Below are 24,926 nucleotides of genomic sequence, written 5' to 3' on the forward strand. Positions count from 1 at the left end.
TTGGGTTGGCGTTAAGGCGGCTAGAATGCTTAGTACACCTTCACTGCTCTAAGCTATTGACGTGAAGCATTACTTGTGCATTGAAGGCAGATTGCTGATATTAAAGTTACATTGCTACTGTTAGCAATACGATTGTTGAACATAATTCAAAAATGGTATGAGAGATAGTTCTTATTACTGCCTATTTGCGCAATTTTTTATTGTACTAGCTCTTAATGGCTGCACTGCATCAGAACAATCATCTATCAGTAATTTGAAACAAAACAAAATACCATTAGAAGATATATACATCATTAAGAATGTAAATATTATTCCGATGACGCCAGAAAATAAGACTATTAAAAATGCTACGGTAGTAATTAAGAATAAGAAAATTTTATCAATAAATAGCCGTATCTCTGATAAGGCAAGTAGTATAATAGATGGAAGAGGCAAATGGCTCATTCCTGGACTCATTGACATGCACGTCCATAATCTAGCTGACGTTAATTTTAGTGCAAACTACCCCACAAAAGGAGCTACACTTTTCGCGAAAACTCAGCATTTCATGCTGCTTTATATAGCAAATGCTGTTACAACGGTATTCGAATTAAGCGCAAGAGTAGAACACTTCGGGCAAAGAAATGAAATACTGAAAGGCCAAGTAATCGGCCCTCGTGTTGCACTAGCTTTTTTGATAGATGGAGGAAATGTTTCAGGTAATGTGGCTAACACGCCATCTGATGGCCGTCAAACAGTTCGTATAGCTAAAGCGCAAGGATACGAGTTTATTAAGCTTTATTCCGGCTTAGACACTGAAACGTTCAAAGCCATTGTTGATGAGGCTAACAAGCAAGGAATGAAGGTTGTAGGGCATATTCCAAATGCTTTTAGAGGCAGACTACGTGAAGCATTCATCCCTCATTTCGACATGGTAGCTCACGCCGAAGAATATTCGAAGCAGAGCAAAGATTTAAGCGACGAGGATGCACGAGGTTTTGCAACACTTGCCAAAAACAATGGAACCTGGTTAACCCCGACCCTAACCACTATGGTGTGGATTGCTAATCAAACACGCTCACTGGATGGTGTTCGCAACCTACCTAGCCTTAAATATGTGCATCCGCTTATGCAAAGCAAATGGCTTAATTCCAATCACTATAATCAGGAAACAGATCCGAAACGTGTTGCCCGTATTGATGACATGGTGAATTTTCACCTTCGATTGGTAAAAGCTTTCAAGGAAGCCGGAGTTCCTATTGTTGCAGGTACGGATGCGGGGGTTTCTGGGGTAGTTTGGGGATATTCACTTCATGATGAACTAGAACTATTGGTTAAAGCTGGGCTCACCACAGAAGAGGCTCTAGCTTCAGCCACACGCTTACCCGCCACTTGGCTGAAGCTTGGCGATAAAATTGGGACTGTAGAAGTTGGAAAATATGCTGATCTTGTTTTGCTTGATGCCAATCCTTTGGAAAATATACATAATACGCGAAAAATATCCGGTGTTTTTGCCAACGGCCGCTGGATCAGCAAGAAAATAATTGGCACAATGCTTAACGATCTAGAAAAATGGAATAATAACAATAAAGATAAATTCGATTGGAAAAACAGAAGCGAATATTAAGATCAAAGTAATATTTGCACATAAGTATTAATATACCAACGTTGCTCGGCCGGATTTATAATTCAGTCGTTCGAGAAGCGGATTTGTAATCCGCAGCACCCGCGCTGCTTGCAACGTAACATTCTAGCCGGTTGGTCCTCTTTGCGGGCGGGAATTACAAATTCTTTACAACTGGATCATAAACCCGGCCGAGCTAAAGAACCCGTAACATAGTTTTGGGCCTATTCCAGTTTATTACGAAGTCATCTTTCTTACTTCAACCCCAGCACCCGCTCCGCATTCTTATAACACACCTTCTCCCGCACCGCCTCCGAAATCGGCGCCTGCTCAATCCAATCGCCGGCCTGTTTCGATTCCTCAAATGGGTAATCGACGGAGAACAGCACGTTATCTTCACCTAGGGCCGATAAAGCGCATTGCAACGACTCATCGGCGCAGACGCCGGTGGTGGTTATCACGATGTTGTCTTTGATGTATTGTGAGGGCAGCTTGGTCAGTCCCTTGGGTAAGCCCGCGAGGCGTGAGCGGCTGTCGAGGCGCCAGAGAACGTAAGGCAAGGTTTCGCCCATGTGACCTAGGATCAGCTTCACGTTAGGGAAACGCTCAAAGGTGCCGCCGAATACCAGCCGTAAGGCGTGCGTCGCCGTTTCGACGGTCCAGCTCCAAGTGGCACCTAGCAGCTCGTCGTGGCCTTCTAGTATCTGGAGCTTTTGGTAGGAGTTGGCGGGGTGCAGGTACACGGGCACTCCTAGGTCTTGCACCCGTTCCCAGAAGGGAAAGTATTGTTCTTCGTCGAGGTAGTGACCGTTGGTATGGCTGTTGATCATGGCGCCGCGGAAGCCGAGTTGGCGCACGCTGCGCTCCAGCTCATCGGCCGCCGCTTGGGGATCTTGCAGGGCTAGGTGAGCGAGGCCACCGTAGCGCGTAGGCTGCTTCTGAATTTCGGCGGCCAGGAAGTCGTTGGTTTCTTGGGCAAGCTTCACGGCGCGGGCAGTATCGGTCTCGATTTGCACACCAGGACTAGTGAGCGAAAGAAAAGCTTTATCGATACCAGCCGCATCCATAGCAGCTAGGCGTTGGTCACCAAAATCTTGCAGGCGCGTCAGGATGTTTTGCATGGCCTCGTCGGGGAGGCTGCGCATACCTTTCTTAAACTCTTCGACAAAAGCAGGAGAAAGGAAGTGTTCTTCCAGAGCAATCTTTTTCATAGCGGAGAGGAAACGCCAAGTGGAGTGGTTTCTCTCTGCCTATGGTTTTTGCGCGCAAGAGGTTGCAGCGCAGCGGCTAGACTAAGTGGAAAAACCAAATTTTGTAGGAACGTGCCGCGGCGCGTTCGTCGGCTGCTTTGCTTGCTCAACACGTTGCAACGCAGTACACGCGACCCGCTTTGTTAGTCACCAAATTGCGCAATGACCGAACGCGCCGTGGCGCGTTCCTACAAGGCATTTGCTACCTTGACAACCATGCGCTGTTCATCCATCTCACTCCTGTTCCTTCTCTGCCTGCTAAACCTAGGTCACCAAACCCTCGCCCAGGAAACGCGCAGCTACAAGGTCTTCCAGTTCCCGGCCAACATGATTCCGCGCGTGGATGGCGACGCCGACGACTGGAAAATGGTGCCCGACAGCTACACCGTGGGCATGGATCAGCTGGTAAATGACAAGCACCCCACCGACAAGCCTGACCCCAAGAACATGGATGTGAAGGTGAAAGTGGGTTGGGTGAAGGGCCTGAACCGCCTGTACTTTCTCTACGAAGCCTACGACAACTACTGGGATTTCACCCACCCCGACTTGCACAACGACATCTTCGAGGTGGTCGTGGATGGCGACCGGTCGGGTGGTCCGCTCATCGCCGAGCAGCACCCCAACAAGGACTTGAGTTGGTCGGAGGCGTACTTTTCCTTCCACGGTGTACACGCCCAGAACTACCACATCTTCACCCCCGCCGAGGGCAAAGACTGGGCCCTAGCCTGGGGTAGCCAGCCGTGGATCAAGGACTTGCCGTACGCCAATGCGGCGTATCACTACAACTTCCGTCCTGGCAAAGCGGGTAAGTTCACGCTGGAGTTCTGGATTACCCCCTTCGACTACGCCGGCCCCGAAGGCCCCGCTCGCGCCGTGGAAACCAAGCTCGAAGAAAACAACAAAGTGGGCCTGTGCTGGGCCGTGCTCGACTACGACGACGTGAACGACGTGAAAAAGCAGGACTTCTGGAATTTGTCGCGCGAGCACAAGATGTACGGCAATGCCTCGTTTCTGCTGCCGTTCACGCTCATGCCATTGGAACCTAGCTTTCGTAAGCCGCTTACGGCGCAGTGGTCGTTCGACGTCGTTGATCCAAAGCGCCGACTCGTAGCCTTTACTGATAAGTCGGAAGGCAACATTACCTCCTGGCAGTGGGATTTTGGCGACGGAGCTACGTCCACGGAGCAGCACCCTTTGCACACCTACAAGGAAGCCGGCAAATATGTGGTGGTGCTGTGGGTGGAAGGCCCGGCGGGCAAAGCCAGGATGGCGAAAGTGTGGGACGTGGCCGTGCCGTAAGCGGCCCTGCGCGGCCGACAGAACCTACGCCACCGCTAGGTATAATCAAATGCCGACGTGTACAGCGGCTGGTCCGGCGACTGTTTCACCTCTTCCAGCCGCAACCCATTGAGTTTGACCATCACTTCCGTGTAAATGTTCTTTTTCAGGGAGTTGAGGATACCTAGCTTGCCAGAGCTTTTCAACAGTTGGCGCAAGGGAGCATTCACATCCAGCAGGAGCAGTGCCGACGTGATTTGAAAATGGGCCAGTACACTTTCTAGCAGCGGAAACAGCTCCTGCTCTCGTCCGGGCTTTGTGTAGACGGCTTCCAAGGCGGCAAACGCATACTCCTTCGGGTTAATAATTCTTTTCAGGATAGGCAAATGGGGTAGCATGTTGAGCATGATTTTGCCGCTTATTCCGGGCATATCCACAATGCGCCATACGACCGGATTAGCCTGTACCCCGGCAATGATTTCTCCGTTTTCGCGTAGCACGAAATAGTTCTGCCCCGCGTATACGTGATTGAACTGCACGAAAGAATACGACTGATACGCAGTGGTCAACAAAGCGAGTAGGGCATTCCGATCGTTGATAGGCAAGCGCTCAACACGTGGGTCTTGCTTCGGATACAACCGCCCGAATACCAGCGCTTCAAGCTGAGCCAGTGACGTAAATCCTTCCTTGACCGAAATCTGCATAGAGCGCGCATTGGCTTCCTCGATGTACGAGTAAAAAACGTGTGGCGCGGGCGTGGTGCGTTCGATATAACGCACCGCTTCTGTCTTGAGCAAACTGCCGTAGCCCTTGCCGCTATGCGCCGGAGCAATAGCTAGGTACCGGCCGTAGAACCCGGTCACTTTTCCAACCGGCATCTGCACTACCCGCTCCGAAAGGCAGTACATACCGACTACCTCCTCCCCCACCCGCAACTCAAAAAAGTAGGGGCCTGTGATGTGGTTTACTTTTTTCTGCTGACCTGTGTGGCTGTATTTCGGTCCGTTGGTACCATAAGTCGTGTTCTGCAGCAAAGTCACTGCCGCCGAGCTAGCCGTTGGGCTGACGGTAATACTAAGCTGCTGCTTTGAATAGATGCAGGTGGGTTGCTCCATGAAAATCAGACGTGAGGGAAGGCAAAGTAGCCAGATTTATAGCCTAGGCATTGCTCAATACGTGGTTTTTAATGGTTCATCCTAGTACGTAGCCTAGCTATCCAGGCGCTATTATCCCACATGTGTATGTGATGCGTGGCAGTAAATAAATGCGTAAGCAGCGCCGTTCAAGCAAATTCAATCACATGATCATGTCAAGGTAAAATACTGCTATTGAGTGAGTAGCGAAATAATTTTGCTTCATCAAACAACCACTACTCACTCAACCTCCTTCATACAATGAACCACTCCCGCACTCCTCGTAACTACGCTCAGGGCACAACCAACTTGCTAAAGCGCCTCGCCTTCGTCCTCGTCTTGCTGCTAGGTAGCAACCTAGCTTTCGCCCAAGGATTTGAAAGCGCCAAGCAGATCTTCGAAAGTCCGAAGTTGAAAACGGCCATTACCGGCCACCGCACCGTAGCCATTTTGCCCTTCGACGCGAAGATCACCTATCGCAAACAGCCCAAGGGCTTTAATGCCGAAGCCAACCGCGACCAGGAAGAAACGATGTCGAAGTCTATCCAAGCTAGCTTGTACACCTTCCTACTACGCAAAGCCGACAACTATAGTGTTAGCTTCCAGGATGTTGACAAAACCAATATCTTACTCAAGAAAGCTGGGCTGTATGGCAAGCTCGACCAAGCTACCCGCGATGAAGTAGCCAAAGCCCTCGGCGTCGATGCCGTGCTAGGGGGTCGCTTCGAAACGGAGCAAACCAAAACGGAAGGAGCGGCTATTGCCTCGGCTGTACTTTTTGGTGGCCTAGGTGGCAAAACCGGTACGGGCTCCTTATTCCTGACGCTAAACGACGGCAACGACGGCGAGCTGCTGTGGCGTTTCTTCAAAACCATGGACGACGGCATCACTTCTTCCACCGATGATCTAGTGGAACGCATGATGCGTAAAGTGTCGCGCAACTTCCCCTATGCGAAGAACTAGCGGCTCCTGACCTAGCTTTGACTCTAAGTAAAATTTAGCTAAAAACAAGACGAAAGCCGGCAGACCTAGGGTAACATTCCTGGTCCGCCGGCTTCTTTATTACGGTTTAAACCTAGCCAGTACTGGTAAAAGTCTACTTTTTATTCCCGAAGGCACGGAAGTGAGTACCTTGGTCGTTATAGAAGGATATAGTATTCCGCTAATGGCAGACGTTTTGCGTCTATAGTGGTCGTCTCCTCTTGCTTTTTTCTATGCGTACAGTTCTCGCCGGTCTTCTCTCTTACTTGCTTCCTTTCTGCGCCAGCGCCACGCTACTGGCACCGCCTGCCAGCCCCAACGTTGGAGGCCGCTGGGCAGGCAACTTGCGTTTGCCAAGTGGTACCCAGTTAACGCTTATTGTCAACATCAAAGACAATAATGCAGGTCGCCGCACCGCTACGCTGGACGTGCCCACCCAGAACGCGCAAGGTGTGCTCGTCGACCGCGTAGACGTACGCGCCGACAGCGTGCTGCTGACTGCTTCTCAGATCAAAGCATCGTTCGCGGGTCGCTTAACCGGCGACGGCCGGCAGATTGACGGCCGCTGGCAGCAGAATGGCGCGAAGCTCCCATTGGTATTTCAACGAGCCACCTCTACTACCACTGCCGGCCCAAAGCGCCCACAGGAGCCGGCACCTCCCTTCCCCTACCGGGAAGAACAAGTGCGCTTTGCTAGCAAAGACCCAGGCGTGCAGCTGGCCGGAACTCTGACTCTACCAACCGGTGCGGGTCCATTCCCAGCCGTGGTGCTCCTATCAGGCTCCGGCGCGCAAGACCGGGACGAGAGCATCTTTGGCCATCACCCGTTTCGCGTGGTCGCCGACTATCTCACGCGCCGCGGTATCGCCGTGCTGCGTTTTGACGACCGAGGTGTAGGCCAGTCGGGCGGAAATGCAACCACCGCAACGGCTGCCGACTACGCCAAAGATGCCCAAGGAGCCTTGGCGTTCCTGCGTAGCCGGCCGGGTCTCAATCCGAAGCAGCTAGGTCTGATTGGGCACAGCGAAGGTGGCACGGCGGCTATTGCCGCGGCCGGACAAGCGCAAGGCCCTGCGTTCTTGGTGCTCCTCGCCACGCCCGGTGTTCCTGGCATCGATGTGCTTTCGCGCCAAGCGATGGATCAAGCTCGTCTCAAAACCAAAGACCCCAAGGTATTAGCTTCAACGGAGCAGCGGCAGCGCAACATGCTCATGATTGTGCAGCAAACGCAGAACAACGTGCAGGCGCAGCAACAGATCATCAAGGTGCTCACGCCGTCGGTTGCGTTGCCTCCCGATATGGCCGAGCAAATTCATAAAGCGGCTGAGGCCCAAGCTGTGATGGCCACATCGCCCGCTTTCCGTCACATTCTCGCCGACAACCCGCAGAAAACCTTGCCCGCAGTGAAGTGCCCCGTTCTGGCGCTGAATGGCTCCAAGGACTTACAAGTCGCTTCCGCGGTCAACTTACCAGCCATCGAAAAGACCTTGAAAGGCTCCGGCAACCGCGACGTGACGACACAAGAACTAGCTGGCCTGAACCACATGTTTCAAACTGCCTCCACGGGCGCGACAACCGAATACGGCCAAATCGAGGAGACCTTTTCTCCTATTGCCTTGCAAAGCATTGGCGACTGGCTAACCCAACGTACGAAACGCTAGGCCACTTAGCTCCCTAACTTACCGGCCTGCAGCTGCTCTAACAATCTAGAGGAGTTGCAGGCTGTTTTATTAGCGCCCCACCGGTCCCCGCGAATATGTACCTCGTTACTTGTGCCACAGCGAAGCTGTTTGAGGGCTTAGATAGCCTCTTTGCGCTGTAATGAATGCCTTTCGTCGCGTTTAGAGAAGCATTCATGCGAAACTACCTAGGTCTGCGCAAATAATTTAAAATACACTATATATCTGGTACTCTATTTGGATAGATTGACTTTTAAAAAGATTTATCAGTAGTTCCGCTTTTTGTTATGAAGAGTACCCCACCTATAATCTTCAATCTATTATTTATCCTCTATCTATTTTGTACCATCCCGGTTAAAGCCGGCGACGCGCCTACCCTAAATGGGCAATGGAAAGGCCCATTGAAAGTGCCTGGTGGTACTTTAGACCTAATTATTACGCTGGTGCCGTTGAGCAACGGCACCTACTACGCCGCTCTTGATGTGCCTCAGCAACGTATCAGCCGCATGCCAGTAGAAGCCGAAACCAAAGGAAACGAAATCACCCTGAAGATTGAGCAAGCAGGTAGCAGCTTCACAGGCAAGATAGAAGATGGCGGCGCACGCTTCACCGGCACTTGGCAGCAACCAGGCTTAAAGGCTCCGCTAGTGCTACAGCGAGCGACGGCATCGGCTGCTACCGCCCGCCGATCTCGCCTGACACCACCCTACCGCGAGGAAGACGTCTTCTTTACCAATTCGCAAGACAAGCTCCGGCTAGGGGGCATGCTCACTATCCCAGCTGGCGCGGGTCCGTTTCCGGCAGTGGTGCTCGTATCAGACACCGGCCCGCAGGACCGCGACGTGACGGTGCAGGAATACCGCATGTTCGGTAGCCTAGCCGATTATCTCACGCGCCGTGGTATCGCCGTACTACGCTTCGACGACCGAGGCGTTGGTAAATCCAGTGGCAACTATTCCAGCGCTACTACCGCCGAGTTGGTAACGGACGCGCAAGCAGGCCTAGCTTTTTTACGCTCCCGCTCCCTCATTGATCCACAGCACATCGGATTTATTGGCCACGGAGAAGGTGCCAACATTGCCCTGTTAGCCGCAGCACAAAGCCCCCAAACCACTGCCTTCGTGGTGTCATTGGCTGGGTACGGGCTACCGGGCCGCGACGTTCTCATGCAGCAACAAGGCGAAATTATGCGTCTGATTGGCGCTGATCCGGCGCAAGTGAAAGCCGCTTTGGCCTTGAATGAGCATATGGTAGATATCATTCGGCAAACGCCGAATGACGTGCAGGCTCGTACTAAAGTGGCTACGCTTATTCGGCAAAATAATAGCAACATCGACGCTGGTATGGCCCGCGCCCGGGCCGCGCATCTTACTTCTCCCTGGTCGCGCTACTACCTCGATTTTGACCCCAAGAACAAACTATCTGACGTTCAGTGCCCTGTACTAGCCCTAAATGGCACGGCCGATTTGGAAGTAGCTGCTAGTACGAACCTGAGCATTTTGCAAAAGGGTTTAAAAAGCAACGATGATGTCACCGTTCAGAAGCTAGCTGGTGTGAATCACTTGTTTCAACCAGAAGAGAAAGATTGGCCTCTAGTGAACGGGCAACAGCAGCCAAACTTTTCTCCGAAAGCGCTCGAAACTATCCGCGCCTGGATCGTTAAGCGCACTGGGCAGCCACAAGCTGTGCCTGTTACCGTGAAACGACCAGCGCCAGCAAAAGCGGCGAGCAAGAAAGTTAGCAGAACTGCTTTTCAGAAAACGGCTAGCTAACCAAGCTGATTTTACCTAGCCTTAAAAAGGTCGTCCGGTGCTGTTTCCAACTAGGAACAGCACCGGACGACCTTTTTAAGGTTGGTACGCCATGATAGCAGTAAGCGTAGCACCTAGGCGCCAGCGGTTGCTTTTTCGGGCGTCATATCTAAACGGCGCAGCTTATCGGCGCGCCAAGCAGTAATGCCGACGACGGCAATGGTCATCAGCCCCCCGAACACCACTGACGGCACCGTTCCAAGGAACCTAGCCATGGCCCCCGACTCAAAAGAACCAATTTCATTACTGGAGCCAATAAAAATGTTGTTTACCGCCGCTACCCGTCCTTTCATGTATTCGGGTGTAAAAGTATGGATCAGCGTTTGGCGCACAATCACTGATACCGCATCAAAGACACCCGTCAGGAACAGCAGGAAAAGTGAGAGCCAGATGTTGGTGGATAAGGCAAAGAAAATAGTAGCCACACCGAAGCCCGCTACGGCCCACAGCAGCTTACGCCCCGCCCGGCGGTGCAAAGGAAAATAGGTGAGCAGCGCAGCCATCAGGACCGAGCCAACCGCTGGCGCAGTTTCCAAATGACCTAGGCCTGTCGCTCCTACCTTCAGGATATCGGCGGCGAATACGGGTAACAACGCTACTGCGCCGCCAAAAAGTACCGCGAACAAATCGAGCGACAAGGCTGCTAGCACCAGTTGGTTTTGCCAAATAAATCGAAGCCCACTCAGCACACTATCCTGTAAGCTTAGCTTTTCGCCCTCAATTGGCGGCAGTGGCCTAGAGGCAATAGATAGAAAGTGCAACAATGCTACTAGCATCAACCCTGTGGCCACCGCATACGAGTTGCTCACTCCCAAATGCGCAATCAAATATCCCCCAATAGCGGGCCCTATTACCGCGGCAGCTTGGTAGGTGGTGCTATTCCAGGTGATGGCATTTGCTAGCCGCTCCCGGCTAGGTAACAGCTGAGGCATAAAGGAGAACAAAGCTGGCCCGAGGAAACCACGTGCGATACCGCTTAGGAAAATTACCCCGTAGAGTGGCAGAGTGTAGAAAGAACCACGCGCCAAAAAGCCCAAGCCCAGTGGCGAAGCAAAAAACCAAAGCAGGGCCGCGCAAAGCAGCAGCACCGTTACGCCCGCTACAATAATATTTTTACGTCGGATTGTATCGGCTACGTGGCCTGCGTAGAGTGACACTGCAATGCTGGGAATAGCCTCCGACAAGCCGATTAAGCCGAGCGCTAGTGGATCGTTTGTCAGCTTGAATATTTGCCAGCTCACAACAAGGCCCTGGATACGCGTGGCTATTGTATAAAAAACCCTAGCCAAGATCAACCGACGAAACTCTGGCAAGCGAAGGGCGGCATACGGATCATGTGGCCCAGAGACAGGTAAATTCATGCTTAAACAAGCGAGTGACAAACAGCGAAGGTAGTTTAAGTAAACATCCTCCGTCGTGAAGACGCGAAATAACCTTTATGCATAAAGCAGTTATCTGCGGCATTTAGTTTGACTTAGCTCATCTTTTAGCTGAGAGTTTTCCTCTCAGCGCTTACCAGGGTATTCTGATTTAGCTGACCGTAATCTCATTTACTTCCTCGGAGTCGATTCTTCTTGCTTGGTGCTAGTCGCTAACTCTCCTGTCTGTCACAAAAAAATTTACGCCTTATACTGTTAGCTTTGTCTTTTTCTTTTATCTTAAAGCTGCCGAAATGCACGCGTATATTATTGATATACAATACTTAATAAATTGTTTTCATTTTTTTGTTATTTTTTCATTTTGCTAGTGAAGAGGCATTGTGTTTGAGGCATCTGTTTTCTACATTTGATCTTCATCTTTCTTTTCTTCCTCACCCGAATTTTATCCAGTTCACAGGCAAACTGCATTCTATGGTTTAAAGCTCTACGTTCTCTTAAACCCGTAGCTTTTATGGAAACCATGCAGCCGAGCGATTCCGCTTTGATCTCGCTCTATATTGCCGGCAAGGAAGAAGCTTTCGAGCTCCTGCTGGAGCGGCATAAAAGCCGCGTTTTTACCACAATCATGCTGATTGTGCGCGATGAGGCCGTAGCCGAAGATCTGCTACAAGATACTTTCATCAAGGCCATTCATACGATGAAAGGAGGCCGTTACAACGAAGAGGGTAAATTCTCTTCCTGGATCTGCCGCATTGCACATAACCTAGCCATCGACTTCTTCCGGCGCGAAAAACGCAACCCTTTGTTGAATCTCGATACAACAAGCCATGCGTTTAATTCGTTGTCATTGGCAGAAGAGGGTGCGGAGGCTACCATCACCCGTGAGGAAACCCACGCCCGTCTTCGAGAGCTAATCCAAGATCTGCCCGCGGCGCAGAAGGAAGTGCTCATCATGCGCCACTATGGCGAGATGAGCTTTCAGGAAATCGCCGATGCAACTGGGGTAAGCATCAATACAGCGTTAGGGCGTATGCGCTACGCATTGATCAACTTGCGGAAGAAGATGGCCGCGCAACCTATTTTCTATGATCAAAACGTTTACCCACGAGAAACTGATCCGGTACCTATACAACGAATTGCCGGCTGAAGAACAGCAGGAGATTGAGCAATCCCTGCTTCATGACCCAAAGCTAGCGAGTCATTGTGCCGATTTGCTGTTGGCCCAGCGCTGTCTGAACGACTTGCGCACCGCTCCCAGTAAAGAAGTCACAGACTCTATTTTACAGTATTCTCGTAATTTTCTGAGACCATAGAACCAGAAGTGGTGAAGTGGTGAGATTGTGCGTTGGAGAACTACCTAGGTAGCATCTTTGTACTCACAATCTCACTACTTCATCATTTTGCTTTATGCGTAAGCCCGAGCGGTTCCGCCGCTTTCTGGATTATTTCATCAACAATTTTCCAGAACCTAAAACCGAGTTGCAGTATGGCAACCCGTACGAACTTATCGTGGCAGTGGTACTCAGCGCCCAGTGCACCGACAAGCGCGTGAATCTCGTGATGCCAGCGTTGCTAGAGCAATTTCCGACTCCTTATCAGCTAGCAGCAGCCTCAGCAGAAGAGATATTTCCCTTTATCCGTAGCGTATCGTACCCGAACAATAAGGCCAAGCACCTAGCGGGCCTAGGTCGGATGCTTGTCAACGATTTCGGCGGCGAGGTACCGAGCACCATTGAGGAGCTCCAGCGTTTGCCAGGTGTGGGCCGCAAAACGGCCAACGTGGTGGTGTCGGTTATTTATAATCAACCTGCCATGGCCGTGGATACACACGTCTTTCGCGTATCCCACCGGCTAGGTCTGGTCAACCGGACTGCAACAACACCACTAGCTGTAGAAAAAGAGTTGTTGCGCTACACCCCGGAAGAAGTGGTAGCCAAAGCACACCATTGGCTCATTCTGCACGGCCGTTACATCTGCGTGGCGCGGCAGCCCAAATGCGGTATTTGCCCACTCACAGATTGCTGTCGCTATTACGAAGTCAACTTTGCTACAGCACCTAGCCGGCCTCTGCCGCCCCCGGCAGCCAACGACCTGCTGTAAGTTAGGCGGCTGTTAGTTGGTGCAACGTAGCCTAGGCAGGTTCTATGCTGAACGTGCTGCTTGTTCTAAGGTAACCTGAACAGCAGTGGCTATCTTTCCTCGATCAAATTGTTCGATTGCCAACGCACGGCCCCTTTCTCCTGCTTGTAGCAGTTGCTCTGGCTGGGCAAATAGTTGCGTTAGCTGTGTTACTAGCGCCTGTGTATCATCTGCGGGTACATACCAACCACATGCATGCTGCTCTACTAGGCGCTTCGTCCAGCCTTCATTGGTCACAATCACGGGGGTACTTACCGCTAGGCTATCGTATAGTTTGGCAGGCGAGTTGGAGTCCAACACAGGTAGATTCAGAAACGATACCACAGACACGTCAGCCAAGCGGAACCATGCAAACACTGCATACCGTGGCTGGGGTGCCACCAGGCGAATAGCTGCGCAACGAGCGGCTGCCGCGCGAACGAGCGGCTCGTAGAAGCCATGCCCCATAAAAAGCCATACGGTGTTAGCGTCAATGGCGGCAAGCTGCTCAGCTGCTTGTACCAGCATCGGAATGGCATTTGCCCTCCCAAACGTGCCTGCGTACAAAACAACCCGTTGCTTAGTCAGACCTAGCTCTTGACGTAATTTCATAACCGCGTCTTCGGTTGCGAAAGCCGCCAAGTCGAGGTCAGTCCCGTTGAGGGAGGTATGCACTTTGCTCGTGTTGAATGGCCACGGAGATTTCGCTATGTTTCCCAGCGCTTTCACGTAGTCCGTCATGTCGGGTGAAAGTGTCATGATGGCTTGCGCCTGATGGTACAACTTGTGTTCCATCTTGTGGAGCTCGGACCAGGCAAACCTAGGTACCGCTCCCATGGCAATTGGAAAAGCTGGCCATAAGTCTTGCACTTCAAACACCCACGGTACGCGGCGCCATCGCGCTACTTGGGCTGCCGCCCACGCCGCCGTCAGAGGTGTGCTAATGCCCCAAATCACATCAGGTTTGTCGATGCGCAGGCCTTCCCGTACCGCATAGGCTGCATAGTGCGCAAAAGCTAGCCCCCGTTGTGCCACGCCCATCGTGTTGCGGTAAGGTACCTGCGCAGCCCGCATTTCCACTCCTTCTGGCAACCAAGTATAGTGCTGCGTCAGGCGTTGCTGCTCCCAGGTGCGCGTTGTGAGGAGGGTAACGCGGTGCGTACGCGCAATATGCCTCAGCAGGGAGTAGTGCCGGCTAGTAGCCGGGCAATCAGGATTAGTATGATACTGGCTGAAAACGGCAATATGCAATAGTAGGGAAGGTTAGTTGTTGAAGGTTAAGTGGCGAAGTGCCCTTTACGTGACCCAAAGCATTCAACACCTCCCAGACTACTGCCGCCGCTTAGGCCGGTACCGTGACTCGTTCAGAATGTGTTGCGCGTTTTTATCAGCCATTAGTTGCGCTAGGGTCACGCTAGGGTGCTCCGTCATGTATTTACGCACAATTTGCCAGCCTACCCACGCGCCGATGCGTCCTGGCGCCGTCTTATCGATTTCAGGAACATCGGGCCGCTCGCCCACATATTTCTGGATAACGAAGGGGCTAGTATTATACAGTAGGTTCTTCTCTAGAAAGTGTGCCCACACCTTGCCTTCGTTAAACGCTACACCGGTAAGTTCTTTGGCCGTAAACCCAATGATAACGGAATCCGGCGTGCAGGGTAGTACCTTCTCGGCAAAGTAAAGCGACTTTCCAAACTGTACCATCTCGCTGAGCATGGTCTGATTGGTAAGCTCATGCTTGTTATACTTGCTCGATATGGCCAACGCCACCGTTGGTAGCAAGTGCGCTGGTGTGTAGCGCCGTAGAATATATGCCGGCACATTTGGGCGGTAGCTAGCTGTAGGGCCCACAAAAAAATCGAGGCTAACAACCATGAGGCTGTCGTTCACGAATAAGTCCTGGCTGAGGCCGCTCACAAACGTCTTCACGGGTGGCACGTGGAACGACGGAAAATAATAGCGTACATGCTGAAACAGCAGCTTCAGCTCGCCCTTCAGTTTCTCTGTATCCTTGAATTCGTTTTCTGCCTCCTTACCTAGCTTTTGCAAGCCCGTATTCGTAGCAAGCTTCACCAGCGCGCCAGCTAGCACCTCCTGCGAGGGGTATTGACGCTGCTGCAAAAACTGATCAGCAAACAATTGATGTTGCTGCAAAAATTCTTTGGCATCCGTTTGGTTGCGGATGCGAAAGAATGGACCTTCCAACCGTTCTATCTGAACAGGCGCGTGCACTTTCGCCACCTCCGGGTTAAGCTCACATGTATTTGATTTATTACAACTAACTAGTAATAACCAAGAACTAAACAACGTAATTAGGCGTAGGCGCATTCGAGCTTTCTTATAGGTGCACGCTTTTATCTTTGAGGCGAAAATAGCCAAAGAAACTCCCTCAAGTAATATTCTTTGCATTTAGTACTATATGACTTTAAAAAAAACACTTCTCAGCTTGCTCTTCGTAGGAGCTTCTGCCACCCTTGCCTCAGCCCAGGTTGAAATTGGCTTGAAGGTATCCCCTAGCTTAGCGCACTTGAGTGCTAACTCTCCCTCAGCTACTAACTTTCAATCAGAGGGTTCTAAGTTGCGATTAGGTGGTGGGGTAATTGTTGATTATTTCTTTGGTGAGAACTATGCCTTTAGCACGGGCCTGATGCTAACAGGTAAAGGAGGCACCTTATCTTACCAAGACGACGCGCTTGGCACAAAACAAGAGCGGGAATATAGTGTCCAATATCTGGAGTTGCCTCTCACTGTGAAGCTGTACACGAACGATATTGCCCCCGATACCAAGCTTTATTTCCAGGTGGGTGGCTCAGCGAACGTTGGTATCTCAGGCAAAATCAACGACAAGAAGTTCTTCGATGACCCCGGCACTGCCGCCGGAGAAACGAAAGCCCTGAAATATGTCATCTTTCCTGATGCTTCGCTGTTAGGAGCTTTTGGGGTTGAGTACCAAGTAGGACAGAGCACTAAGCTTTTGGCCGGCATCTCTTATCACCGGGGCCTAGTCAACATCGACCGTTATTTCGATAACACACGCAAATTCAATGGCGTAACTATCAAGAACAACGAGTTTGCCTTAGACCTAGGTATTAAGTTCTAAGATTTATTTGCTAACCTAGATCCCCACGAAGAAGCCCGTGCTGCTCATTCCAGAGCAACACGGGCTTTCTTCTTATTCAGGAAGGTTTTCGCAGAAAAACCGTTAATCTGTAATCTCTACCTCGCGGTCTTGCAGACGAGCCATAGCAGCAGCCGAAGAATGTAGTTCAATCTCTTCGCCACGTTCGTCTTCAATCCGGTAATCGGTGAGGCCTAAGCTTGTATCTTTCATCACCTTCACCCACTTATAGTACTTCAAGTACCACTTCATCTGCTTCGACACCAAGCCTTTGGTGTAATAAGCATGCAAGAATGGGTGAACAAACAACGTGATACCCGACTGATTTTGTGTCACCAGCAAATCTTCAATGCTGTTGTCAATTTCGTCAGTTACCAAGATAGAAGCCGATATTTTGCCCGTACCTCCGCAAGTCGGGCACACTTCACCGGTTATTATATTTTCGGCAGGGCGTACCCGCTGCCGCGTAATTTGTAACAAACCAAATTTGGTGATAGGCAGAATCGTGAAGCGAGCCTTGTCATTTTTCATGATGTCTTTTACGGCATCCTCCACTTTCTTGCGGCTTTCAGGCGACTTCATATCAATGAAGTCGACGACGATAATACCGCCCATATCCCGCAGGCGCAACTGACGTGCTACTTCCTTAGCCGCTGCTATATTCACCGCTAGGGCTGTAGCTTCCTGGTCGTTTTCTTGGTTGCTCTTGTTGCCAGAGTTTACGTCAATTACGTGCAATGCTTCCGTATGCTCAATGACGAGGTAACCTCCACCTGGCACCGTAACGGTCTTGCCAAAAAGCGTTTTAAGCTGCTTCTCGATATTAACCTGTTCGAACAACTTCACCTTACCGGTGTAGTGGCGCAACAGGCTCACCTTATCGGGTGCAATCTTTTCCAAATACCCACGCATTTCCTCGTACATCGGCGTCGAATCCACGGTAATGGCATCGAACGATTCGTTGAGCATGTCGCGCAGCATGGAGCTAGTGCGGCCCAGCTCTCCCAGTATTTTATCGCGCTCCTTCGCGGTGCGCAGGGTCTGGAAGAGTTGTTCCCAGTTGGCCACCATGCTTTGCATGTCCTTGTCGAGTTCCGCCACTTCGCGGCCCTCGGCTACGGTGCGGATAATGACTCCGAAATTATCGGGCTTGATAGAGGCGATTAAGCGCTTGAGGCGCTCACGCTCCGTCTTACTCACAATTTTTTTGGAGATGCTGATGGTATTGGAGAATGGAACGAGTACGAGATAACGACCCGCCATTGAAATATCTGTTGAAAGGCGCGGACCTTTCGTCGAGATAGGCTCTTTGACAATTTGAACCAGCATTTGCTGACCCTTCTTGAGCACGTCGGCAGCCTTACCAACTTTGTCGAGCGGCCCTTCCAACTGGAAGTTTTTCAGAGCCCCAACGGTTATTTTCTGCGATTGAACGCCCTTCACCCATTTAGTAAGCGAGGGAAATTGCTCCCCTAGGTCGCCATAATGTAGAAAAGCGTCCTTCTGATACCCTATGTCGATAAACGCTGCGTTCAGACCGGGCATAACTTTCTTGACCGTACCCAGGAAAATGTCACCAACAGAATAATTGGTGTCGTTGCGGTCGAAATGATATTCGATTAGCCGCTTATCCTGAAGCAGGGCAATTCGTTCTCCTTCCTGAGTAGAATTAATGACTAATTCGTTACTCAATGTATCGGTAGTTATAGTATTTCCCCTTGGAGTAGCTTTGCTTGCTGCCTGTAACCCATAAAGGGAAGCCAGCACAATGTGCCAGCTTCCCTTCTAAGCAACAGGAAAGTAAACTTATAGCCACTCTCGGGGATACTAAATGAGAGATAAGCGGGATACCAACTCAATGTGAAAGCCCCGCCAGCATACCCCTGAGGGTTTACTTCTTCTTATGACGGTTCTTACGCAGACGCTTTTTCCGTTTGTGAGTAGCAATCTTATGACGCTTTCTTTTTTTACCGCAGGGCATGTGTTTTTGAGGTTAAATGGTTGATTGTTGAATGACTTAAATTGTCAGCTGGCTGTAGTAAGCAAAGCGGTTGCAAAGTAGCAAAATCTCTCTCGGAGAATTGACCTAGATGCTACACACTTGATAACTAAACCATAGAACAATATTTTTCTACTGTAGTTTTTGAAGCTGCTCATCGACCGAAGCGGCAAGGCTAGGATCTGTGCTCAAACTTTTTGCTTTCAGGAAAGCTCCTTTTGCATCTTCTTTCGCACCTGTCTGAGCCAGCGCGACACCTAAGTAAAATTGTCCGTTTACGTTTTCCGGATTTACTTTGATCAATTCGCGGAATCGTTCTACGGCCCGGTCGTATTGGTTACTCTGGATAGCGAGTACACCTAGGTTATACAGTGCTTTCTCATTGCGAGGATCAGTAGCAAGTACTTCTCGTAGCAAAGTGACACCTTGTACTGGGTTGTCGCTGGCCATGTAAGCCATACCTAGGTTGGTCTTAGCGTCGAGGTTATCAGGGTTATTTTTCAACACCCGATCATACAGTTCCCGAGCTTTAGCGCCTAAAAGCTTCGCACGCTCTTCAGTTGCCGCGAAGCTAAATGCCTCAAAATATTCGTCGGCCGCTCGCTTCCATGCTTGTTCGCCAGGGCGAGCCTGGGCTACTTGCTCGTAATAATAGCCGGAACTATCGAACTTCTCAACAGCCTTGTATTTGACCGCCAAATCGGTAGCCAAACGTAGTTTAGCCATAGGGTCCGCTTCGGCATTATATTTACGAAGCAATTGGTTAAGCTCGCGTCGCTGGTTAGCACCAACAGCCATATGAGGCTGTTCGGGCGTTGCGCCAGCCATCACAGTAGGCTGTTCTCCCGACGATGCAACAGCCTTCGAGCCATTCACTGCGGGTCCGCCACCATCACGAGTAGCTGTGCGAGCCGCATCTTGCGTAATCTCTCCTTTTCCTTCCTTAGGCTTAACGATTACCTTCGGCAACAGGAATAAACCCGCTGTTAAAGCAACAGCAACAGTCAAAACGAGAAATTGATGCGAAGAAGAACGAGCCATAAGGAAAAAGCAGGCCGCCGGGCTCCCAGTTGTGGAATGCCCGGCGGCTCGGCCGGCAATGTTACGAAGAAACGATTTTAGGCTTGCGCTTCTTCCTTGATCTTCTTGCTATTCTTAATCTTGCTGATGAAGGTTTTAGAAGGCTTGAAGCTAGGAATGAAGTGCTCGTCGATGATAATCGACGTATTTTTCGAGATGTTACGGGCGACTTTCTTTGCCCGTTTCTTGTTTACGAAGCTTCCAAAGCCGCGCACGTAGATGTTGCTGCCATCGGCCATTGAATCCTTCACAACTTTGAAAAAGGCCTCTACGGTAGCCGAAACGTCTGCTTTCTCAATGCCGGTCTTGTCGGCGATTTCGGCGATTACTTCTGCTTTAGTCACGCTGGTAAGTGTACTATGTAGTGAAAAAAATGTGTTGGGCAAAAAATGTCATTCTGAAACGTAAGCCCTTGCCCGGTAAGCTGTTCGCTTTGGAATTAGGGCCACAAAGGTAGCCCCCTTTTTTGGTTTTACAATACTTCTACGCTAAACCAACTTTAGCTGTCGACCTTCCGACAAGCCTTTCTTACTCAAAAACTTGACCACTAATCATTCCGTTCCCGCTCATTCATATTTCGCGCCAGTTTTATTGGATTGGTACCCACGCCACCAGCGCGATTTGCCTTGGCGCCATACCCGCGACCCCTATGCCATTTGGCTTTCAGAAGTCATTTTGCAACAGACCCGTGTTCGCCAAGGGCTTCCTTATTACCACGATTTCATCACCACTTATCCCACGGTTCATGACCTAGCCGCAGCGTCTGAAGATGAAGTGCTTCGCCACTGGCAAGGCCTAGGATACTACTCGCGGGCACGCAACATGCATCATACTGCCCAGCAAGTAGTACGCGAGTACGGCGGTCAGTTTCCGCAGACGTACGCTGAGTTACTCAAGCTGCGTGGTGTAGGACAGTACACGGCGGCGGCTATTGCCTCTTTTGCTTTTGGCGAACGGGTAGCTGTGCTCGATGGCAACGTGTACCGGGTGTTAGCGCGGGTGTTTGGCATCACGGCCGACATTGCGGCACCGGCCACGCGCAAGCAGTTTCAGCAGCTAGCTGATTCCTTGATTTCAGCTGACGCACCCGATCAGTTCAACCAGGCTATCATGGAGTTCGGCGCCATCCAATGCACGCCCGTCAATCCAGATTGCTTGTTTTGTCCGTTGCAGAGTCAGTGTTTCGCTTTTCAGCACGGAATGGTAAACGAGTTGCCCGTAAAGAGCAAAGCCAAGGCCGGGCGCACACGTTATTTTCATTACTTAGTGCTTCGCCATGGCGACACAACCTATCTGCGTAAGCGCACAGGCAAGGACATCTGGCAAGGACTTTATGATTTCGCTCTAACGGAAACCGCAGCGCCTACCCTGCCCGCGGTAGAAGTACTAGAGGCCGTTGAAAAGCTAGGTGGCATTGTAGCTCCCAATCGAGTGGCAGAGCCAACTGGCACTTACCGCCACGTACTCAGTCATCAGAAAGTGGAAGCTAAGTTTCACCTCATTTGGTTAAGCGAACCGTTACCTCAGGAAGCACTTGTTGCGTCGGGGTTAGCACCCTTTACGGCCATTGAAATAGAGCAATTGCCGAAGCCTATTCTTATTGCTAATTACCTGCAAAAAACGGGTATTTAGGGGGTTTTGAGCTTGGACAACTAGTGCTATTTTGGTATCTTTAAAGAAGAAAATATCCCTATTTCTCTTCTTTAACAGTAGCTTTTAGTAAACATGGCAGCAGGAGTTAACAAAGTAATTTTGGTCGGAAATTTGGGCAAAGATCCGGAGGTTCGTCACTTGGAAGGTGGCACTACAGTAGCCCGTTTTACGCTCGCAACCAATGATTACTACAAAGACAAAAGTGGCAACCGCGTTGAGCGAACGGAGTGGCACAACATCGCTTTATGGCGTGACCTAGCTGAGGTAGCCGAAAAGTATTTGCGCAAAGGCCAGCAGGTGTACATCGAAGGCCGCATTAGAACGCGTCAATACCAAGACAAGGATAACCAGACGCGCTACATCACTGAAATAGTGGCCGACGAACTAACGATGCTAGGGGGACGGCCTACAACCGATCAGTCAACAGAACCCGCTAGTCAAACCGCAGTTCCAGAGACCCAAACTTTCCGGCAAGAACCGGAGCTTGATCAACTTCCTTTTTAATCTACCCTCCTAAAGGGCATAGATTTTTCTTTGACAAAGCCCCGGCACGCAGCTGGGGCTTTTTGTGTTATTGGTGCGAGAGCCAGTAGTTTCAGGCTACCTTTGAGAAGTAAATTCGCATTTTTCGAATGCTAACATCCCCATCCTTGCGTTTTGCATGCTTCGCGCTGAGCTGGTTGCTACTTGGTGCTTGCACGTCCACGTCTGACTATACGCCGAAGCCAAAGGGCTATAATCGAATTGATTTGCCTCCGCATAGCTACCAGCAATTAGCACCGGGGCACCCTTATACTTTTGAATACTCGCGCTACGCACGGGTGCTCCGCGACTCCTCTTACCTAGCTCAGCCACACTGGATTAATCTGTACTACCCGCAGTACCACGCCAGCGTGCAGATTACCTATACCGACGTTAATCGCAGTTCAAAAGTCTTCAACAAGCTGCTAGAGGACGCTCGTAAGCTCACCAGTAAGCACCAAATTAAGGCTTCGGCTATTGATGAGGATGTGTTGCAAACGCCGAACGGTATGCGTGTAGCAGTGTTTGAGCTATCGGGTGAAGTGCCCAGCCAGTTTCAGTTTTATACCACTGATAGCACACGGCATTTCTTTCGCGGTGCGTTGTATTTCCCGACGGCTACTTCTAACGATTCGCTAGCACCCGTCATCAACTACGTTAAGAAAGATATTGTACGGATGCTCAATACGTTACAATACAAGTAACCCTTACCATTTAACGCCTACCAACAAATAGCCAAGCAGAGGCAAGTTCAATGGTAGTTTCTACCATTCGCTGTTTTGGGTCCGTCCTAAGGGAAGTGTTAACTGGTAGCTGTTGACTGAAAATATGAGTTTTTTCAACACCAAGATTGAGAATTTGCGAGGCGTGGGCACTCAACGTGCTCAGCTGTTACAGAAGGAGCTAGAAATCTTCACCTACGGCGACCTCATTCAACGTTACCCTTTTCGCTACCTCGACCGCACGCAGTTTTACAACATTGTCGACCTGCACGACGACCTGCCTTACGTGCAAGTAAAGGGAATCCTGCGGGGGCGTGAAATCCTAGGCGAAGGGCCTAAACAACGTCTTGTGGCGAAAGTAGCGGACGCCAGCGGTGAGTTGGAGCTCGTGTGGTTTAAGGGCATAAAGTGGCTCCAGAACATCGTTAAGAACCATCAGGAGTACATCGTTTTTGGTAAGCCTACTTTCTTCAATGGTAAACCCCAGATGTCGCACCCTGAGTTGGAGGAAGTAACAGAAGCCAAAGCAGGTCAAAGTTTTCTCCAACCTGTTTACAACACTACTGAAAAGTTAAAAAACTATCATCGCGTTGATAGCAAGGCTATTATGCGCATGGTAGCCGATTTGCTCAAGATTGCTGTACCGCATATTCAGGAGTCCTTGTCGCCAGAATTAGTTCGTCACTATGGGCTGATGAGCAAGGCTGATGCACTTCAGCAAATACATTTCCCCCAGAGCACGGAATTGCTACAAGCAGCTAGGTTCCGCCTTAAGTTTGAGGAGTTGTTTTACGTTCAACTCAAGCTATTGCGCCAAAGAACGCAACGCAAGGTGGCACTGGCTGGGCAGATTTTCAAGGAGGTTCCTTCGCTAGTTGACTTCTACAAAAACCATCTAACCTTCGACCTGACCGGCGCTCAAAAACGGGTTATCCACGACATCTACAAGGATTTCTGTGCGGGCAAACAGATGAACCGGCTGCTGCAAGGCGACGTGGGCTCTGGCAAAACCATCGTGGCTTTCATCTCTATGCTGATGGCCGCCGATAATGGGGCACAGAGCTGCTTGATGGCCCCCACTGAGATTCTAGCTGACCAACATTATGTTGGATTGAAGCAGTATGCTGATCAGCTCGGCATCAACCTAGGGAAGCTTACCGGCTCTTCGCGTACTAGTGAGCGGCGCGTACTGCATGAACAATTACGGAGCGGGGAGATGCATATGCTGGTAGGTACGCATGCCTTGCTGGAAGATGTGGTGCAGTTCCGCAACCTAGGCCTGACCATTATGGATGAGCAACACCGCTTTGGGGTGGCGCAACGCTCGAAGCTGTGGCAGAAAAACCCGAACATTATCCCGCACGTGCTGGTAATGACGGCCACACCCATTCCGCGTACTTTGGCTATGACGCTATATGGCGACCTCGATGTGTCAGTCATTGATGAGCTGCCGGCAGGTCGCAAGCCCATCGTGACGGTGCACCGCTACGATGCTAACCGCCTGAAAGTGTTCCAGTTTTTGCGCGACCAAATCAACCTAGGTCGGCAGGTGTACATTGTGTATCCGCTCATTGAGGAGAGCGAAACTATGGACTACAAAGACCTCACCGACGGGTACGAGAGCGTAGCGCGGGCCTTCCCTGAGTTTCAAATCAGCGTTGTGCACGGCCGGATGCGGGCCGAGGAGAAGGATTTCGAAATGCAGCGCTTCTTGAAGCGCGAGACGCAGATCATGGTAGCTACTACCGTGATAGAAGTAGGAGTTAACGTCCCCAACGCCTCGGTAATGGTCATTGAAAGTGCCGAGCGCTTCGGGCTTTCTCAGCTTCATCAGCTTCGTGGCCGGGTTGGGCGGGGCGCTGAGCAAAGCTATTGCATCCTAATGTCGGGTTATAAACTCAGCAAAGACAGCCGTATCCGCCTCGAAACTATGGTGCGAACCAACAATGGTTTTGAAATAGCGGATATCGACCTTAAGCTGCGTGGCCCTGGCGACTTAATGGGTACCCAACAAAGCGGCGTACTCGACTTACTCATTGCCGACCTAGCCAAGGACGGGCGCATCCTATCTGAGTCAAGGGCGGCGGCCCAGCAGCTACTAGACGATGATCCGGACTTAACAAAGCCCGAAAACTTCAATATCCGGCGACACATAGAGTCATTGCCAGCAACGGCTGTGAACTGGAGTCGCATCAGCTAAGCTTTGGCAGCTCAGCTTGTAACAAACATAAAAAAAGCGACTAGAAGTCGCTTATTCAAACTGTACTTGCTGTTCTGCCTTATTGGTGGTGTGCCAAAATTGCTCGGATCCAACGGGAGCTATTGGCAATGACACCTGCCGCGTAAAGAAAGAAGTGGCTGGCATCAATAATGAACTGTTACGGTGCAACAATTTTGCAGTATCTCGGGCTGTAGCTGACTGCTTTGTGAGCTTACCAATAACGATAAGCGCGAATAGCAAAACAAAACGAAGTAAAGATTTCATAATACTTAACTACTTGGATTATGCCTATAGTGGGGCAAAGTTAAGGCCAAAGTGTTGAACTACACAACAAACAGGCGTAAGAGTGAAAAAGTCAGTGCGTTGTCAACACGTT

The 24,926-nt window shown here is 50.6% G+C and carries 21 protein-coding genes; 12 read left to right on the top strand and 9 right to left on the bottom strand.

Translation table 11 applies throughout. The features are described 5' to 3' along the window. Positions 1 to 157 precede the first annotated feature (157 nt). Positions 158 to 1,606 carry an amidohydrolase family protein gene (locus tag BXP70_RS11600; protein WP_086594247.1) on the top strand — a complete coding sequence of 483 codons (1,449 nt, stop codon included), beginning with the start codon at positions 158 to 160 and terminating at the stop codon, positions 1,604 to 1,606. 251 nt (positions 1,607 to 1,857) lie between these two features. Here the strand turns inward: BXP70_RS11600 and BXP70_RS11605 are convergent, their stop codons facing one another. Then, on the bottom strand, positions 1,858 to 2,814 hold the full coding sequence (locus BXP70_RS11605; RefSeq protein WP_086594248.1) for an amidohydrolase family protein: 957 nt from the start codon (positions 2,812 to 2,814) through the stop codon (positions 1,858 to 1,860). Positions 2,815 to 3,015: 201 nt separating this feature from the next. On the opposite strand from BXP70_RS11605, the gene BXP70_RS11610 reads away from it, so the two are divergent. Further along, entirely contained in the window at positions 3,016 to 4,152 is a 1,137-nt protein-coding gene (locus tag BXP70_RS11610; protein WP_245849609.1) for a PKD domain-containing protein, read from the top strand. A gap of 35 nt (positions 4,153 to 4,187) precedes the next feature. Here the strand turns inward: BXP70_RS11610 and BXP70_RS11615 are convergent, their stop codons facing one another. Further along, positions 4,188 to 5,246 carry a GNAT family N-acetyltransferase gene (locus tag BXP70_RS11615; RefSeq protein WP_086594249.1) on the bottom strand — a complete coding sequence of 353 codons (1,059 nt, stop codon included), beginning with the start codon at positions 5,244 to 5,246 and terminating at the stop codon, positions 4,188 to 4,190. Between the two features lie 279 nt (positions 5,247 to 5,525). Between BXP70_RS11615 and BXP70_RS11620 the strand changes: the two genes are divergently transcribed. The 3 genes from BXP70_RS11620 (at position 5,526) to BXP70_RS11630 (ending at position 9,696) form a co-directional block, all read left to right on the top strand. Next, positions 5,526 to 6,227 (top strand): hypothetical protein, encoded by a 702-nt coding sequence (locus BXP70_RS11620; protein WP_086594250.1) that lies wholly within the window; start codon positions 5,526 to 5,528, stop codon positions 6,225 to 6,227. Between the two features lie 251 nt (positions 6,228 to 6,478). Continuing rightward, positions 6,479 to 7,906 carry an alpha/beta hydrolase family protein gene (locus BXP70_RS11625; protein ID WP_086594251.1) on the top strand — a complete coding sequence of 476 codons (1,428 nt, stop codon included), beginning with the start codon at positions 6,479 to 6,481 and terminating at the stop codon, positions 7,904 to 7,906. A 305-nt stretch (positions 7,907 to 8,211) separates the two neighbouring features. Then, positions 8,212 to 9,696, top strand: coding sequence for an alpha/beta hydrolase family protein (locus BXP70_RS11630; RefSeq protein WP_086594252.1), 1,485 nt, complete (start codon positions 8,212 to 8,214; stop codon positions 9,694 to 9,696). Between the two features lie 113 nt (positions 9,697 to 9,809). Here BXP70_RS11630 and BXP70_RS11635 read toward each other — a convergent pair whose 3' ends face one another. Continuing rightward, positions 9,810 to 11,096: an MFS transporter gene (locus tag BXP70_RS11635; RefSeq protein ID WP_086594253.1), complete on the bottom strand. Its 1,287-nt coding sequence runs from the start codon at positions 11,094 to 11,096 to the stop codon at positions 9,810 to 9,812. 529 nt (positions 11,097 to 11,625) lie between these two features. On the opposite strand from BXP70_RS11635, the gene BXP70_RS11640 reads away from it, so the two are divergent. Together BXP70_RS11640 and nth are read left to right on the top strand one after the other, a co-directional pair. Next, positions 11,626 to 12,261, top strand: a complete 636-nt coding sequence (locus tag BXP70_RS11640) for an RNA polymerase sigma factor (protein WP_086594254.1) — start codon at positions 11,626 to 11,628, stop codon at positions 12,259 to 12,261. A 260-nt stretch (positions 12,262 to 12,521) separates the two neighbouring features. After that, positions 12,522 to 13,214, top strand: a complete 693-nt coding sequence (gene nth / locus BXP70_RS11650) for an endonuclease III (protein WP_086594256.1) — start codon at positions 12,522 to 12,524, stop codon at positions 13,212 to 13,214. A 42-nt stretch (positions 13,215 to 13,256) separates the two neighbouring features. On the opposite strand, the gene BXP70_RS11655 is transcribed toward nth, so the two are convergent. Beyond that, positions 13,257 to 14,483, bottom strand: coding sequence for a glycosyltransferase family 4 protein (locus BXP70_RS11655; protein WP_086594257.1), 1,227 nt, complete (start codon positions 14,481 to 14,483; stop codon positions 13,257 to 13,259). A 78-nt stretch (positions 14,484 to 14,561) separates the two neighbouring features. Next, positions 14,562 to 15,563, bottom strand: a complete 1,002-nt coding sequence (gene gldB, locus BXP70_RS11660; RefSeq protein WP_086594258.1) for a gliding motility lipoprotein GldB — start codon at positions 15,561 to 15,563, stop codon at positions 14,562 to 14,564. Positions 15,564 to 15,654: 91 nt separating this feature from the next. Between gldB and BXP70_RS11665 the strand changes: the two genes are divergently transcribed. After that, entirely contained in the window at positions 15,655 to 16,335 is a 681-nt protein-coding gene (locus BXP70_RS11665) for a porin family protein (RefSeq protein WP_086594259.1), read from the top strand. 102 nt (positions 16,336 to 16,437) lie between these two features. Here the strand turns inward: BXP70_RS11665 and BXP70_RS11670 are convergent, their stop codons facing one another. The 3 genes from BXP70_RS11670 to BXP70_RS11680 form a co-directional block, all read right to left on the bottom strand. Next, a complete protein-coding gene (locus BXP70_RS11670) occupies positions 16,438 to 18,045 on the bottom strand; it encodes an Rne/Rng family ribonuclease (protein WP_179197668.1) in 1,608 nt (535 codons plus the stop codon). A 439-nt stretch (positions 18,046 to 18,484) separates the two neighbouring features. Further along, positions 18,485 to 19,393: a tetratricopeptide repeat protein gene (locus BXP70_RS11675; RefSeq protein WP_086594260.1), complete on the bottom strand. Its 909-nt coding sequence runs from the start codon at positions 19,391 to 19,393 to the stop codon at positions 18,485 to 18,487. A 77-nt stretch (positions 19,394 to 19,470) separates the two neighbouring features. Continuing rightward, positions 19,471 to 19,776 carry an HU family DNA-binding protein gene (locus tag BXP70_RS11680; RefSeq protein ID WP_086594261.1) on the bottom strand — a complete coding sequence of 102 codons (306 nt, stop codon included), beginning with the start codon at positions 19,774 to 19,776 and terminating at the stop codon, positions 19,471 to 19,473. Between the two features lie 196 nt (positions 19,777 to 19,972). Here BXP70_RS11680 and mutY point away from each other — a divergent pair, with 196 nt between their 5' ends. The 4 genes from mutY (at position 19,973) to recG (ending at position 24,529) form a co-directional block, all read left to right on the top strand. Beyond that, entirely contained in the window at positions 19,973 to 21,064 is a 1,092-nt protein-coding gene (gene mutY / locus BXP70_RS11685) for an A/G-specific adenine glycosylase (RefSeq protein ID WP_086594262.1), read from the top strand. 93 nt (positions 21,065 to 21,157) lie between these two features. Then, entirely contained in the window at positions 21,158 to 21,589 is a 432-nt protein-coding gene (locus tag BXP70_RS11690) for a single-stranded DNA-binding protein (protein WP_086594263.1), read from the top strand. 128 nt (positions 21,590 to 21,717) lie between these two features. Continuing rightward, positions 21,718 to 22,311, top strand: coding sequence for a gliding motility lipoprotein GldD (gene gldD / locus BXP70_RS11695; protein WP_086594264.1), 594 nt, complete (start codon positions 21,718 to 21,720; stop codon positions 22,309 to 22,311). Between the two features lie 124 nt (positions 22,312 to 22,435). Beyond that, positions 22,436 to 24,529, top strand: a complete 2,094-nt coding sequence (gene recG / locus BXP70_RS11700) for an ATP-dependent DNA helicase RecG (protein ID WP_086594265.1) — start codon at positions 22,436 to 22,438, stop codon at positions 24,527 to 24,529. A gap of 51 nt (positions 24,530 to 24,580) precedes the next feature. Here recG and BXP70_RS29470 read toward each other — a convergent pair whose 3' ends face one another. Next, positions 24,581 to 24,814 (bottom strand): hypothetical protein, encoded by a 234-nt coding sequence (locus BXP70_RS29470; RefSeq protein WP_143436468.1) that lies wholly within the window; start codon positions 24,812 to 24,814, stop codon positions 24,581 to 24,583. Between the last annotated feature and the right edge of the window lie 112 nt (positions 24,815 to 24,926).

Source organism: Hymenobacter crusticola (assembly GCF_002154225.1).
Classification (GTDB): domain Bacteria; phylum Bacteroidota; class Bacteroidia; order Cytophagales; family Hymenobacteraceae; genus Hymenobacter; species Hymenobacter crusticola.